Raw genomic sequence first — 14363 nt, 5'->3', positions numbered from 1 at the left:
TAGATTGCCGCCAGGGAGACGAGACAATGACCGAGGTTTTCATTTACGACCACGTGCGCACGCCGCGTGGCCGCGGCAAGAAGGACGGCGCCCTGCATGAGGTGCCCTCCGTCCGCCTGGCGGCAAAGACCCTGGAAGCGATCCGCGACCGCAACGGGCTGGATACGCAAACGGTCGACGACATCATCATGGGCTGCGTCGATCCGGTCATGGATGCCGGAGCCGTCATCCCCAAGGCCGCTGCCTTCGAAGCCGGTTACTCCAACAGGGCGCCCGGCATGCAGATCTCCCGCTTCTGCGCCTCCGGCCTCGATGCCGTCAATTTCGGCGCCGGCAAGATTGCCCAAGGGGCCGACGACATCGTCATTGCCGGCGGCGTCGAAAGCATGTCCCGCGTCGGCCTCGGCATGTCGGGCGGCGCCTGGTTCATGGACCCCTCGGTGAATTTCCCGGCTTTTTTCATGCCGCAGGGCGTCTCGGCCGATCTGATCGCCACCAAATACGGGTTCAACAGGACCGATGTCGACGCTTACGCGGTCGAAAGCCAGAAGCGTGCCGCTCACGCCTGGGAACAGGGCTGGTTCGACAAGTCTGTCATCCCGGTCAAGGACCAGAACGGCCTGACGATCCTTGATAGGGACGAACACATGCGCCCAGGCACCGACATGCAGGCGCTGGCCTCCCTCAATCCTTCATTCCAGATGCCCGGCGAGATGGGCGGCTTCGAGGCCGTCGGCATCCAGGCCCATCCGGAGATCGAGCGCATCAACTATGTCCATCATGCCGGCAATTCCTCCGGCATCGTCGATGGCGCCAGCGTCGTCCTGCTCGGCTCCAAGGCCGGCGGTCAGAGCATGGGCATAAAGCCGCGCGCCCGCATCAAAGCCTTCGCCAATATCGGCTCCGATCCGGCGCTGATGCTGACCGGACCTGTCGATGTCACCGAGAAGCTGCTGAAACGGACCGGTATGCGCCTTGCCGACATCGACCTCTTCGAGCTCAACGAGGCCTTTGCCGCCGTGGTGCTGCGCTATATGCAGGCCTTCGGCATCGACCATGACAGGATCAACGTCAATGGCGGCGCCATCGCCATGGGCCATCCGCTCGGCGCCACCGGCGCGATGATCCTCGGCACGGTGCTCGACGAGCTCGAACGCCGCGACTTGAACACCGCGCTGGTGACGCTCTGCATCGGCGCCGGCATGGGCACGGCGACGGTTATCGAACGCGTTTGATCCGCAAGAGAATTCAGGGAGAGGAATTCCCAAAATGAGCACCTACACCAATTTCACGCTCGAAACCGACGCCGACGGCATTGCTCTCGTCACCTGGGACATGCCCGGCAAATCGATGAACGTCTTCACCGCCGAAGTGATGGCCGAACTCGACGCCATCATCGACGCCACGGTGGCCGATGCCGCCGTCAAGGGTGTCGTCATCACCTCGGGCAAGTCCTCCTTCTCCGGCGGCGCCGATCTGTCGATGGTCAAGTCGACCTTCACTTTCTACCAGGATGAGAAGGAAAAGACCCCGCAAACGGCCGTGCAGAAACTCTTCGACATGGTCGGCAGCATGACCGGCCTGTTCCGCAAGCTCGAAACATCGGGCAAGCCCTGGGTTTCCGCCATCAACGGCACCTGCATGGGCGGCGCCTTCGAAATGTCGCTCGCCTGCCACGGCCGCGTCGTCTCCAATGCCAAGAGCGTCAAGATCGCGCTGCCTGAGGTGAAGGTCGGCATCTTCCCCGGCGCCGGCGGCACCCAGCGTGTGCCGCGGCTGGCGAACGCCCAGGATGCGCTGCAGATGATGACGACAGGCCAGTCGCTTACCGGCTCCCGCGCCAAGGCGATGAACCTGGTGCATCAGGTGGTCGAGCCGGATCAACTGATCCCCGCCGCCAAGCAGATGATCAAGGATGGCCTGAAGCCGGTCGCCCCCTGGGACGAGAAGGGTTTCAAGGCGCCTGGCGGTGGCATCTGGACGCCGGCCTCAGCCCAGCTCTGGCCGGCAGCGCCGGCCATCCTGCGCCGCGAGACATCGGGCAATTATCCGGCAGCGCTTGCCATCCTGAAATGCGTCTATGAAGGCCTGCAGGTGCCGTTCGACACCGGCCTGAAGATCGAGCAGCGTTATTTCACCGAGGTGGTGCAGACCCGCGAAGCCTTCTCGATGATCCGTTCGCTGTTCATCTCCATGCAGGAGCTCGGCAAGGGTGCGCGCCGTCCGGCCGGTCACCCGAAGACCGAGCTGAAACATGTCGGCGTCGTCGGCGCCGGCTTCATGGGCGCCTCGATCGCCTATGTCACCGCCGCCGCCGGCATTCCGGTGACGCTGATCGATCGCGATATGGAGGCGGCTGCCAAGGGAAAAGCCGTCTGCGAAGGTCTGGTCAAGGATTCCGTCGGTAAGGGGCGGTTTACCCAGGACGAGGCCGCGGCCCTTCTCTCCTGCATCACGCCCTCGGCCGATTATGCTGGTCTCGCCAATGCCGATCTGGTTATCGAGGCGGTGTTCGAGGATCGCGAGGTGAAGAAATCGGTGATCGAGGCTGTGGAAGCCGTGCTGCCGGAAGGCGCGATCTTCGCCTCCAATACTTCGACCCTGCCGATCACAGGGCTGGCGAAGAATTCCAAGCGCCCGGCCGATTTCATCGGCATCCATTTCTTCTCGCCGGTGGAAAAGATGATGCTGACCGAGGTCATCCTCGGTAAGGAAACCGGCGACAGGGCACTGGCCGTCGCGCTCGATTATGTCGGGGCGATCAAGAAGACGCCGATCGTCGTCAACGACACCCGCGGCTTCTTCGTCAATCGCTGCGTGCTGCGCTACATGTCGGAAAGCTACGATATGCTGATCGAGGGCGTGCCGCCCGCGATGATCGAGAATGCCGCCAAGATGGCCGGCATGCCTGTGGGTCCGTTGGCACTCAACGACGAAGTCGCCATCGATCTTTCGCTGAAAATCCTCAAGGCGACGGCCGCCGATCTCGGCGAGAAGGCCGTCGACCCCAGGCATATGCAGCTGATCTCCCGCATGGTGGAAAAGGAGGGGCGCTTCGGCCGCAAGAATTCCAAGGGTTTTTACGACTATCCGCCGAAACCGGCGAAGAAGTCGCTCTGGCCGGAGCTCAAGAGCCTCTACCCGCAGAAGAAGGCGGATGAGGTCGATATCAATGTTCTGAAGCAACGCTTCCTCGTCACCATCGCGCTCGAAGCCGCCCGCACTGTCGAGGAAGGCATCGTCGCCGACCCGCGCGAGGCCGACGTCGGCTCGATCCTCGGCTTCGGCTTCGCGCCCTATACCGGCGGGGCACTGAGCTATATCGACGGGATGGGCACGAAGGCCTTCGTCGAGTTGACTGAAAAGTTAGCTGCGGCTTACGGGGATCATTTCAAGTCGACGCCGCTGCTGAAGGAAATGGCCGCCAAGGGTGAGACGTTTTATGGGCGGTTTGATCCCTATGCCAAGATCGGGGAGGCTGCGTAAGCTGTTTTAGACAGGGTCATCTTTGCCGTCATGCCGCGGCGCCCCCCTCTGCCCTGCCGGGCATCTCCCCCACAGGTGGGGAGATTGGCTGGGCGCGAGGGTTTCCCCCGATTTTGTCCGTCACGGCAAAACGCAGAAGAGGTCCGGCGAGCCGGCAACTTGCTAATCTCCCCACCTGTGGGGGAGATGCCGGGCAGGGCAGAGGGGGGCGACCACCGCACGACATCCGAGATGGTTCGACTTTCCCTCGGCGCCCGCCTTGCCAAGGACACAATTTCCGATTAAACGTTCACGCATCGATCTTGCTAGATGAACTTTGAAGCGGCGCTTGCGTCGTTCCTGGCGAACTTCCTCCAAAATCGGTTTTCATCGCCGCTCGGCATTTGTTCGAGCTGCAATCTTCTATGAACGATTCGAAAAGGATATCGTCATGAGCACAGGTACTGTTAAGTGGTTCAACGCAACCAAGGGCTTCGGCTTCATTCAGCCGGATGACGGCGCTGCCGACGTTTTCGTCCACATCTCGGCCGTTGAACGCGCCGGCATGCGCGATCTCAAGGATGGCCAGAAGCTGTCTTACGAGCTCGTCCGCGACAACAAGTCCGGCAAGATGTCGGCTGACCGCCTCCAGGCGGCCTAAGCCTTCAAGGCTCTAAATATCATCTCCGGATCGTGACCACGGATGTACCGGCACGGTTCGTTGAGATAGCAGGGAAGGTCGGGTTAGCCCGGCCTTTTTTTGTTTCTGGGCGGCCGATGCTGTCCATTTCCCAAGACATGCGTCCGCGACACCCCCCTCTGCCCTGCCGGGCATCTCCCCCACAGGTGGGAGATCGACAAGTGGCCGGCCCACCGGACCTCTTCGGCGTCTTGCCGTAACTGACATGTTGAAGCGTTGATTATTTGGGGAAGTCGGGGCGCCCAGCCAATCTCCCCACCTGTGGGGGAGATGCCCGGCAGGGCAGAGGGGGCGCTCACGGCACGACTTTAAACAATCGTTCGATTTCGCTCGGCGACGGCGACAACAAGCCTCGCATGACAGGTAAGCCGCTCAGCCTCCAGCCGCCCCGTCATTCTCCAGCATCTCCATCACCCGCGCCATGACCGCGCGCGCCGCATCGAGTTCGGCTGACGTAAACGCAGCACCGAGCCCGTCGGCCCATCCGGCCTGCGCCACCTCGATCACCCCCAGCCGGGCGGCCCCTTCCGCCGTCAGCAGCACCAGCTTGGCGCGCTGGTGCTGCGGATTGTCGGCATAGGCGATCAACCCTTCCCTCTCCAGCATGTCGGCAAGCCGCTGCACGCCTTGGCGGGCGAGGCCGAGCGAACGAGCGATCTGCGCCACCGACATGTCGTTGCGCCTTGCCGCGGCCAGCACCTGCCAGCGGGCGCTGGTCTGTCCTGAGGGTTTTGCCAGCCGGTCGCCGGCTGCCGTCAGGTGACCGGCGAGGCGAAGGGCCGTGATCGCAAAAGCGGAAAAGGCATCGCCTTCCATCGTCCGCGTCGGTCGATTTCGTTTGACAACATGTTGTCTATTTTGTATCTCGTCCATAATGACAACATATTGTCATATCGCGACTGCAAAGGCAACGTCGAAGGAGGAGCGCACCGTGAAGAAAACTTACAAGGGAAGCTGCCATTGCGGCAAAGTGCATTACGAGGTGGACGTGGACCTCGCGGAGGGCACCGGCCGCTGCAATTGCTCGATCTGCGCCAAGCGGCGCTATTGGGGTGTCAACGTCAAGCCGGAAGATTTCCGGCTGATGTGCGACGAGGCTGAGACATCAGACTACCAGTTCAACACGATGAGCGGTCATCACCGCTTCTGCCGCAGCTGCGGCGTGCCGGCCTACGGCAATGGTTATGTCGAGGCGATCGGCGGCGCCTATGTCTCGATCAACATCGCCTGCCTCGACGATATCTCCCCTGAGGAACTGGCAGCCTTGCCCGTCCGTTATGCCGACGGCAGGCACGATGCGTGGTGGAACGAGCCGGCGGTGACGAGTTATCTCTGATGCAAGTCAAAGAGCTTTAGAATCGGTGTCGGTCCGTCGTCCTCCCGTTCGTCTTCTGCCTATAATGGAGAAGGAGAATGATCGTGAAAGACGAAGCCAATGCCAGGCATGAAGAAGAGGCGGTCATCGCCATGCTGATGATGCGGGCCAAGGCGCTCAGTGAAAAGAACGCCGAGGAGGCACTTTCCTATGAAGCCGAGGATTCCGTCGAGTTCTCGCTGGCGCCGCCGCTCGTCTGCAATGGCAAGGACGCAGCCGGCCTGCAGGCCTGGTTCAATACCTGGCAAGGCCCGATCGGCGGCGAAGTGCGCGATGCCAGATTGACGGTCGGCGGCGATGTCGCCTTCTGGAGCGGTCTCATGCGCATGACCGGGACCAAGACCGATGGCACCGAGGTTGATCTCTGGTTTCGCCAGACCCTCGGCCTCGTCAAGCGGGATGGCCGCTGGCTGGTCGTCCATCAGCACGCCTCAGTGCCCTTCGCCATGGATGGCAGCGGCCGTGCGCTGCTCGATCTGAAACCGCAAAGTGCAGGCCCTGGCGAATAATTCCGTTGCCGATCAAGCATGTCGCTCAGACCGTGCAATGGTTTGTCGCAAGGACATGCCTAAAAACAAAGACTTAAAGAACGGGCGCGAATATGAAGGATCGCGGGTGTGCTTTTGAGAATAAGAACTTTGTTTTAATCAAATTTTGCAAGCATGGAGATTGGGAGGCCTTCAGTTTCTGCTGGATGACGGTTGTTTATACGTGCCGGCGAATTTGACTTAAGGCGTGCGTCAGTACAGCAGCAAGGCGGGCGGAGAACATGCTTTTCAAGTCTACGACAAGTCGCAATCTTTTTTCTGTGGCGGCCTGCGGCGTCATTGCCGTTATTGTCGCTTCCAGCGTGATTTTCTATCGTTCCTATACGGAAATTCGCAGCGGCAGCATCGATCAGATGCGCCAGATCGCCACAGTCGAGGCGCTGAAAGTCGAAAAGAATATCGGCGGCTCCGTGCATATCGTGGACAGCCTTGACGTCGTGCTGACGACGATGAAGGAGATCGGCGACACCGATCGTGCCAGGGCGGACAAGATCCTGCTCAACATGCTGCAAGCCAACCCCCCAGTCCTTGGGACTTGGACCGGATGGGAGCCGAATGCTTTCGACGGCAAGGACAAGGATTATGTCGGCAAGGAAGGACACGACGCGACGGGCCGCTATGTGCCCTATTGGGTGCGAAGCGGGGGGCAGATCACCCATACCGCGTTGACCGATTACACCGTGGCTGGAGCGGGCGACTACTATCAGCTGCCGTTCACACAGCGCAAAACCGTTATCATCGAGCCGTATTCTTATGCGATCGATGGAAAAGACGTCTTGATGACCTCCGTCACCAAGCCGATTGTCATCGACGGCAAAGCCGTTGGCGTTGCAGGCCTTGACCTTTCGCTTCAGGACACCAACAAGGCGCTGTCAGCCGTTCGACCGATGGGGGAGGGCTTCCTTGGCCTGGTGACCAGCGCCGGCAAGATTGTCAGTCATCCGGATGCGGGCCTCATCGGCAAAAGCCTTTCCGAGGCGGGAGTAAAGACTGCGGATTGGGATCGTCTTATCGCCAATCCCGGTGTTGAGCGTGAGGTGACCAATGAGGACGGCAGTGTATCGCTGGCGATTGCCATCGCGGTCAAGCTTGCCGAGAGCCCGGATTGGTATGCGATCGTTTCGGTCCCGAAGGCAACACTCTTTGGGCCTCTGTATGCGGTGGTGCGGGATGCCGTTCTCGCAACAGGCTTGGCGGCCTTGCTGCTGGGCGTCGCCGGGTGGCTGATAGCACGCCGGTTCGTCGGTCGGATTTCCAGCGTCATCGGCGAGACTGCCGAGATTGCTGCAGGCAAACTCGATGTGAGCCTGAAGGACAGCGACGCGAAGGACGAAATCGGCGACCTGTCGCGCTCGCTGAAGGCATTGTTGGAGAGTAACCGCGAAAGGGCGCGTCTGCAGGTCGAGGCAGAAGAAAACCGCGCGCTGCAGGAAAAGGAGCGTGCAGAGCGCGCCCGGGTCGACGAGGCCCAGGAAGCCGACGTCAAATTCGCCGTCGGTGAATTGGCGCTAGGCCTGGCGAAGCTTGCGGGAGGCGACATGACGAGCGCACTCGAGCATCCTTTCGCAGCGACGCTTGACGAGACCCGCATCAATTTCAACGAGTCGGTCGTCAAACTGCGTTCGGCGCTGGTGTCGTTCTCCCAAAATGCCGAGGTCATCCAAAGCGGCACCGAAGAGATCCGTGCTGCTGCCGACGATCTTGCGCGCCGGACGGAACAACAGGCTGCCTCCGTCGAGGAAACTGCCGCAGCGCTCGAGCAGATCACGACATCCGTCAAGGATTCCACGGCGCGTGCCGAAGAAGCTGGATCGATGGTTGTTCGCACCAAGGCAAATGCCGAACGCTCGGGCCAGATCGTGCAACGGGCTGTCGAAGCGATGAACGACATCGAACAGTCCTCCAAGTCGATCTCGAATATTATCGGCGTCATCGACGAGATCGCCTTCCAGACAAACCTGCTGGCGCTGAATGCCGGCGTCGAGGCCGCGCGCGCCGGTGAAGCCGGCAAGGGCTTTGCCGTTGTTGCTCAGGAGGTCCGGGAACTGGCGCAGCGCTCGGCCGGCGCGGCCAAGGAGATCAAGGCGCTGATCGGCGCTTCAGGCGGCCAGGTGCGCCATGGTGTTGCGCTGGTGCGTGAGACCGGCGATGCGTTGGACGGGATTGTTCAGGAGGTGCAGCAGATCGACCGCAACGTCCACGCGATCGTTCAATCCGCCCGTGAGCAGTCGACCGGCCTTCAGGAAATCAATACCGCCGTCAATCAGATGGATCAGGCGACGCAGAAGAATGCAGCGATGGTGGAGGAGTCCAATGCGGCCGCCCACACGCTTGCGACCGAGGTCTCTGCTTTGTCCGGACGGTTGGGTCAGTTTCGGCTTGATACGGGCACGGGCATGACGTCGGCAATATCGCGTCCGAATGCGCCGCGTCCGATCGCCGCTCCGAAAATCGTATCGTCGCATGCGGCCATCCCGGTTCCCTCTCCGGCCCGCGCATTGAAGAGGACGCTGGCGACCGCTCTGGGTGGCGGCTCGAAGGCAACAGCTCCGGCCGACCACGGCTGGGAGGATTTCTGACCCGATCGTTCAACGGAACGCGGTGACGGATCCCCGTCATGGATGATCGCGGCGGCCGTCCTCAGGCCGCCGCCTTCCGACGGCCGGCGCGAAGCCCCAGCAATCCGACGCCCATCAGCAGCAGGATGGCCGTTGCATAGATATCCGTCGTCAGCGCATAACCGGCCGATTTCGCCAGGAAGCCGGCAAGGATCGCCGGCAGGCTGAAGGCGAGATAGCTCTGGACGTAGAAGGCTGACAGCAGCCCGGCCCGCTCATCCGCCTTGGCGAGCGGCATGATGGTGCCGATCGAACCGAGGAAATTGGTGCCGAAACCGGCGCCGGTGAAGACGGTGCCGATCAGAAGCAGCGGCACATTGGCGAGATGCACGCCGGCAACGACGGTCAGGATGCCGAGCGTTTTTGCCGACACGCCGAAACGGAGATTGGCCGGGGCCGACCTGCTGCGCCTGAGATAGACGGCGATCGCCCCGCTCGCCATCAGCGCGGTCACCACCGCGCCACCCGTCAGCGGCGCGCCGCTGCCGGTGGTGCTGGCGACCAGCGACGGGACCAGCGAGAGATAGAAGCCGGCAAGCGTCCAGTTGGCGATGTTGATCGGCGTCACCAGCGACAGCGGCCGCTTTACCTGCTGGGGAATGGCGACCCTGGGGATCAGCGAACCGAGCGCGCCCGGCCGCGTGCCGCCGGTCTCGTGCGTCAGCCAGATGCCGGCTGCCAGCAGGGCGAAGACGGCAAGCAGCAGCGCATAAATGAGATGCATCGGGAAGGGGCCGTATTGGATCAAGGCGCTGGTGCCGACCGCGCCGACCGCCATGCCGCAAAGCGGCGCAATCGAATTGACGATCTGTCCCTTTGCCCGGTCGACATCGACGAGGGCCGCGCCAAGCGAGGCGCCGGCGATACCGGTCGCAATACCCTGGACGATCCGTGCCGCGATCAGCCAGCCCGGGCCGCTGGCGACGACGAAGAGGCCCATGGCGATGATTTCGAGCACAAGGGCGAAAAAGATCACCGGCTTGCGGCCGAGATGGTCAGAGAGCGAACCGGCGGTCAGCAGCGCCGCCAGCAGCGCGAAGGCGTAGACCGCGAAGACCACCGTGATCAGCACCGGCGACAGGGAGAAGTTCTGCTGATAGATCCGGTAGAGCGGCGTCGGCGCTGCGGAAGCGCCGAAGAAGGCGGCGAGTGTCAGCGCATGAAAGCCGATCGAGGGGTGCTGCGCATTCTCGGTGGATTTGGTTGCGGCGGCCATATACAAGCCCTCTTAAAGCCAAATAATTGCGTTAGCTTCATTTAAGGCGATTGCACGGTAAAGGCAAATTCTTTGCGTTTATGGTTCTGTCAAAGATTTTGAACCATGGTATGCCTGTCGCCCGGAAGCGTGCAGCGGTTCCGGATAACGACATGCATAAAACGAAGATACGAAAGTTGGATTGCAGGCATGGCGGTAAAAGAGAATCTCCGTCCGGGCGGCAGAAGCGCGCGGGTTCAGGCATCGGTTCACAAGGCGGTCCATGAGCTGTTGGCCGAGACGAACCGCGCCGAGGTGACGATCCCGCTGATCGCTGCCAAGGCCGGTGTGACGCCGTCGACCATCTATCGCCGCTGGGGCGAGCTTCAGGCGCTTCTTGCCGACGTTGCCGTCGAGCGGCTGCGGCCGGATATGCAGCCGGTCGATGCCGGCGGCGGCAGGGCCGATCTTGAAGCCTGGGCCGAGCAGTATGCCGAGGAAATGTCTTCCGGGCCGGGCCGCGAGATGATCCGCGACGTGCTGGCGGCACAAACGGGCACAAATGCCTGCAAATGCAGCGAGTATACCCGCCAGCAGATCGGCGTCATCGCCGAAAGGGCAAAGGTTCGCGGCGAGGTCTTTCCGGAACTCGAGCGCGTCATGGATCAGGTCGTGGCGCCGATCATGTATCGCATCCTGTTCGGCGATGTGCCGGATGCGGCGCGGGTCCGTGATCTCATCGCGCGCGTCATGGACGCTGCGGACTGACCCTTACTCTGCAGCCGCGCGCTTCAAGCCGGAAATCTGGGTGATATAGGCGCGCAGCGCTGCCGGCCGCACCGGTTTGTGCTGAACGGCGATGCCGTATCGCTCGGCCTCGCTGCGCACCTCCGGCGTCCGGTCGGCCGTGATCATCAGGGCGGGGATATCGGCTCCGAACTGCCGGCGCAGATGCAGGATCGCGGCAATGCCGGTGCCGTCGTCGAGATGATAATCGGCGATGACGAGATCCGGCGGCCCGCCATGGCCATCGCTTGATATCACCTCGGCGAGGCTATCCAGCGCCTCGACCTCGCAGCCCCAGCCGCTGAGCAGCAGCCGCATGCCTTCGAGAATCTTCGGTTCGTTATCGATGCAGAGGATCTTCAGCCCTCTCAGCGGCTGCCCCGGACGGTCGGCGGCAGTGGTGGCCGCTGCAGCCTCCGCCGGTCGCGAGACGTCGAGCGGCATGGCGATGCGGAACTCCGTACCCTTGCCATGCGTCGAGTGCAACTCGACCGGATGGTTGAGAACGCGGGCGATGCGGTCGACGATCGAAAGACCGAGCCCGAGGCCGGAGGCGGTTTTGGCGCCTTCGTCCAGCCGGGCGAATTCCTTGAACACCGTGCGGAATTTCGACGGCGGAATGCCGATGCCGGAATCGATCACCTGAATGATCACCTGGTTGCCGCGCCGCCGCGCGCCGACCAGCACCTTGCCGGTGATCGTGTATTTGATGGCATTGGAAACGAGGTTCTGCACCAGCCGTCGCAGAAGATTGGGGTCGGAGCGCACCCTGAGCGACGTCGGCATGACCACCAGCTTCAGCTGTTTCTCGCGGGCGATCGGTGCAAAGTCGGTCTCGATCCGCTCCAACAGGTCGGAAAGTGCCACGGCGGCGAGGCGCGGCCGCATGGCCCCGGTGTCGAGCCTGGATATATCGAGCACGGCGCCGAGAATGGTCTCGACCGATTCCAGCGCGGAATCGATGTTGCGCACGATCGGGCTGTTGTCGGATTGCGCCATGCGCTCGACCAGCGCCGAGGAATAGAGCCTGGCGGCGTTCAGCGGCTGCAGAATATCGTGGCCGGCGGCGGCGAAAAAGCGGGTCTTGCCGATATTCGCCTCGTCGGCGGCGGCGCGCGCCTCTGCGAGTTCGTGGTTGACCCGGGTCAGCTCGGCGGTGCGTTCGGCGACGCGCTGCTCCAGCGTCTCATTCGCCTGTTTCAGCGCCTGGTCGGCGCTGACGCGCTGGGTGATATCGGTGAAGGTCGCGACGATGCCCTTGTCGGGCATGGCATTGGAGCGCACCTCGATGATCCGCTCGCCGCCGCTGAGCACCAGTGCGAAGGGTTTGTCGAGGGTCAGGAAATGCCGCACCGTCTGATTGAGATCGCCGGGCGCGATGTCGCCACGCTCACTCAGCGTGGTGACGATGTCGGCAAGGGGAAAACCGACCTGGCCGGCGCTTTCCGGCAGATCCAGCAATTGCCGGAAGCGCCGGTTCCAGATCGTCAGCCGGTTGGAACTGTCGAACACCGCAATGCCTTGATCCATCTGCGAAAGCGCGGTCTGCAGCATGTCCTGGTTATATTGCAGCGCCTCGCTTGCCTGGTCGAGCAGCCAGGCGGTGTCGGAAGAGGCATCCTCGATCTTCTGCAGGATCAAGGACAGCACCAGCCGGGCTGACGACGAGCCGATGGCGCTGCCGAGCAGCTGCTCGCTGAAATGGATGAGCGCCATGTCGGCCGGTTGTTCGTCCTCCAGCTTGCGGCCGGAGCTTTGTTCGTAAGTCGTCAAAGAACGCTGCATCCGCTCTTCGCCGAGATAACGCGAGATCGCCGCCTTGAGATCGCCGACGCTGATGCGGGTCTTCCAGCCGCGCGTGGCAAATTGCGAGCGCGAATGCCGCTTGACGAAGATGCCAGCCTGGATGCGTTCAAGCGGCCGGGCATTGCGGGTGAGCGAGCCGACGACGAAGAAGGCGGTGTTGACGAGCAGGCTCATCGCCGTTGCATTGACCAGGGGGTCGGCCTCGGCTGCGGTGAACAACGTCGTCCCGGGAAAGATGAAGCCAAGCACGGCGCTGGCCACATAGGAATAATCGGGACCGCCGAGCGAGGGCAGGAACAGCAGGTAGATCCAGATGATGAAGCCGGAGGAAAGCCCGAGGATCGCGCCGCGTGCATTCGCCCGCCGCCAGATCAGACCGCCGATGAGGGCAGGGGCGATCTGCGCGATTGCCGCGAAAGAAAGCAGGCCGATCGAGGCAAGGCCGGCGGTGCTGTCGGTCGAGCGGTAGTAGGCGTAGCCGAACAACAGCACGGCGAAGATGGCGCTGCGGCGGATGTTGAGCAGGGTCTTGGCAAAATTGTCGCGCATGCTGGCGCGGCCGGCGAGTTTGCGCCTCAGGAAGATCGGCATGATGATGTCGTTCGACACCATGATCGACAGCGCCACGGAATCGACGATGACCATCGCCGTTGCGGCGGAGAAGCCGCCGATGAAGGTGATCAGCGACACCACCGGCATCTGGCCGGCAAGCGGCAGCGACAGCATGTAGAAATCGGCGTTACCCGCGCCGCCGAAGGTCAGCAGCCCGCCGATCGCCACCGGCAGCACGAAGAGATTGATGGCGATGAGATAAGTGGGAAACAGGAAGCCGGCGAGTTTCAGCTGTTTCGGCGTCCGGTTTTCGACGACCGTCACGTGGAATTGCCGCGGCAGCAGGATGATCGCGAAGGCCGAGAGGAGGATCAGCGTGATCCACCGGCTGATCGGCGTATGGTAGTTGAGCGCCGCCATGACCAGCTCGTTGTCGACAGTCTTATGCCAGAGATCGGTCGGGCCATCGAAGAGAAACCAGATGACGCAGATGCCGGCGGTCAGGAAGGCGACGAGCTTGACGACGGATTCCATCGAGACCGCGAGGATCAGGCCGTCCTGGTGTTCCGTCGCATCCGTATGCCGCGTGCCGAACATGATGGCGAAGCAGGCCAGCACCAGCGTCGCGATGAGCGGCAGGTCGAGGAAGTAGAGATTGCCGCTGCCGATGCCGTAATCGGACGGGTTGACCATGGCGCTGACGGTGCTCGAGATCGCCTTGAGCTGCAGCGCGATATAGGGAATGGTGCCGATCAGCGAAATCAGCGCGACGATCGTTGCGACCGTTGGGTTTTTGCCGTAGCGCGCGGCGACGAAATCGGCAACCGAGGTGAGCTTCTCCGCCTTGGCGAGCTCGATGATGCGGCGAAGCAGCGGCATGGCGAGCGTGAAGACGAGGATCGGGCCGATATAGATTCCGGCAAATTCCAGGCCGCGTTGTGCGGCAAGGCCGACGCTGCCGAAATAGGTCCAGGAGGTGCAGTAGATCGCAAGGCTCAGTGCATAGACCACCGGCCATCCGCCTTCGAGCCCGCCCTGGCCGCGCTTCTTGCGGTCGCCATAGCTGGCCACGGCGAAAAGCAGGAGCAGATAGCCGAAGGCAGACGCGAATATGACCCAGCCTGGAAGCATTGACCCTCCGCCGGCGGAACATCCGCCGGGACCTCCCGCAACGTGTGGCAGCTTAAGTTATTTCACGTGCTTTGAAAATTCCTGGCCGTCTAGGTCTTAAGTCAAAGACCGCCGGAGGCATTGCCAAATAATTGCGATTGCCGATTGATTAATTGCAGTGAAGATGTAGCTAATAAAAACAACTGCA

At 62.0% G+C, this 14363-nt stretch carries 10 protein-coding genes; 7 read left to right on the top strand and 3 right to left on the bottom strand.

Going from position 1 to position 14363, the window contains the following annotated elements; translation table 11 throughout:
- The first annotated feature begins 26 nt into the window (after positions 1–26).
- The 3 genes from RCCGE510_RS21595 (at position 27) to RCCGE510_RS21585 (ending at position 4126) form a co-directional block, all read left to right on the top strand.
- Positions 27–1235 carry an acetyl-CoA C-acetyltransferase gene (locus tag RCCGE510_RS21595; protein WP_007633515.1) on the top strand — a complete coding sequence of 403 codons (1209 nt, stop codon included), beginning with the start codon at positions 27–29 and terminating at the stop codon, positions 1233–1235.
- A gap of 34 nt (positions 1236–1269) precedes the next feature.
- Positions 1270–3486, top strand: coding sequence for a 3-hydroxyacyl-CoA dehydrogenase NAD-binding domain-containing protein (locus tag RCCGE510_RS21590; protein ID WP_007633513.1), 2217 nt, complete (start codon positions 1270–1272; stop codon positions 3484–3486).
- 430 nt (positions 3487–3916) lie between these two features.
- A complete protein-coding gene (locus RCCGE510_RS21585) occupies positions 3917–4126 on the top strand; it encodes a cold-shock protein (protein ID WP_003545273.1) in 210 nt (69 codons plus the stop codon).
- Between the two features lie 411 nt (positions 4127–4537).
- Here RCCGE510_RS21585 and RCCGE510_RS21580 read toward each other — a convergent pair whose 3' ends face one another.
- The gene (locus tag RCCGE510_RS21580) at positions 4538–5038 is read right to left on the bottom strand and encodes a MarR family transcriptional regulator (RefSeq protein ID WP_192815336.1); all 501 of its coding nucleotides are present in this window, start codon (positions 5036–5038) and stop codon (positions 4538–4540) included.
- Between the two features lie 58 nt (positions 5039–5096).
- Here RCCGE510_RS21580 and RCCGE510_RS21575 point away from each other — a divergent pair, with 58 nt between their 5' ends.
- The 3 genes from RCCGE510_RS21575 to RCCGE510_RS21565 all read left to right on the top strand — a co-directional run bounded on the left by RCCGE510_RS21575 (position 5097) and on the right by RCCGE510_RS21565 (position 8667).
- A complete protein-coding gene (locus RCCGE510_RS21575; protein WP_007633497.1) occupies positions 5097–5501 on the top strand; it encodes a GFA family protein in 405 nt (134 codons plus the stop codon).
- Positions 5502–5584: 83 nt separating this feature from the next.
- Positions 5585–6049, top strand: a complete 465-nt coding sequence (locus tag RCCGE510_RS21570; protein ID WP_037079526.1) for a nuclear transport factor 2 family protein — start codon at positions 5585–5587, stop codon at positions 6047–6049.
- A gap of 260 nt (positions 6050–6309) precedes the next feature.
- Positions 6310–8667, top strand: coding sequence for a methyl-accepting chemotaxis protein (locus tag RCCGE510_RS21565; RefSeq protein ID WP_007633495.1), 2358 nt, complete (start codon positions 6310–6312; stop codon positions 8665–8667).
- 61 nt (positions 8668–8728) lie between these two features.
- Here the strand turns inward: RCCGE510_RS21565 and RCCGE510_RS21560 are convergent, their stop codons facing one another.
- Positions 8729–9922, bottom strand: coding sequence for an MFS transporter (locus tag RCCGE510_RS21560; RefSeq protein ID WP_007633494.1), 1194 nt, complete (start codon positions 9920–9922; stop codon positions 8729–8731).
- 189 nt (positions 9923–10111) lie between these two features.
- On the opposite strand from RCCGE510_RS21560, the gene RCCGE510_RS21555 reads away from it, so the two are divergent.
- A complete protein-coding gene (locus tag RCCGE510_RS21555; protein WP_007633493.1) occupies positions 10112–10669 on the top strand; it encodes a TetR/AcrR family transcriptional regulator in 558 nt (185 codons plus the stop codon).
- A 3-nt stretch (positions 10670–10672) separates the two neighbouring features.
- Here RCCGE510_RS21555 and RCCGE510_RS21550 read toward each other — a convergent pair whose 3' ends face one another.
- The gene (locus tag RCCGE510_RS21550; protein ID WP_007633492.1) at positions 10673–14176 is read right to left on the bottom strand and encodes a hybrid sensor histidine kinase/response regulator; all 3504 of its coding nucleotides are present in this window, start codon (positions 14174–14176) and stop codon (positions 10673–10675) included.
- Between the last annotated feature and the right edge of the window lie 187 nt (positions 14177–14363).

Origin of the sequence: Rhizobium sp. CCGE 510, assembly GCF_000292525.1 — a bacterium.
Lineage (GTDB): Bacteria > Pseudomonadota > Alphaproteobacteria > Rhizobiales > Rhizobiaceae > Rhizobium.
This window is presented reverse-complemented; position numbering and strand designations above follow the sequence as displayed.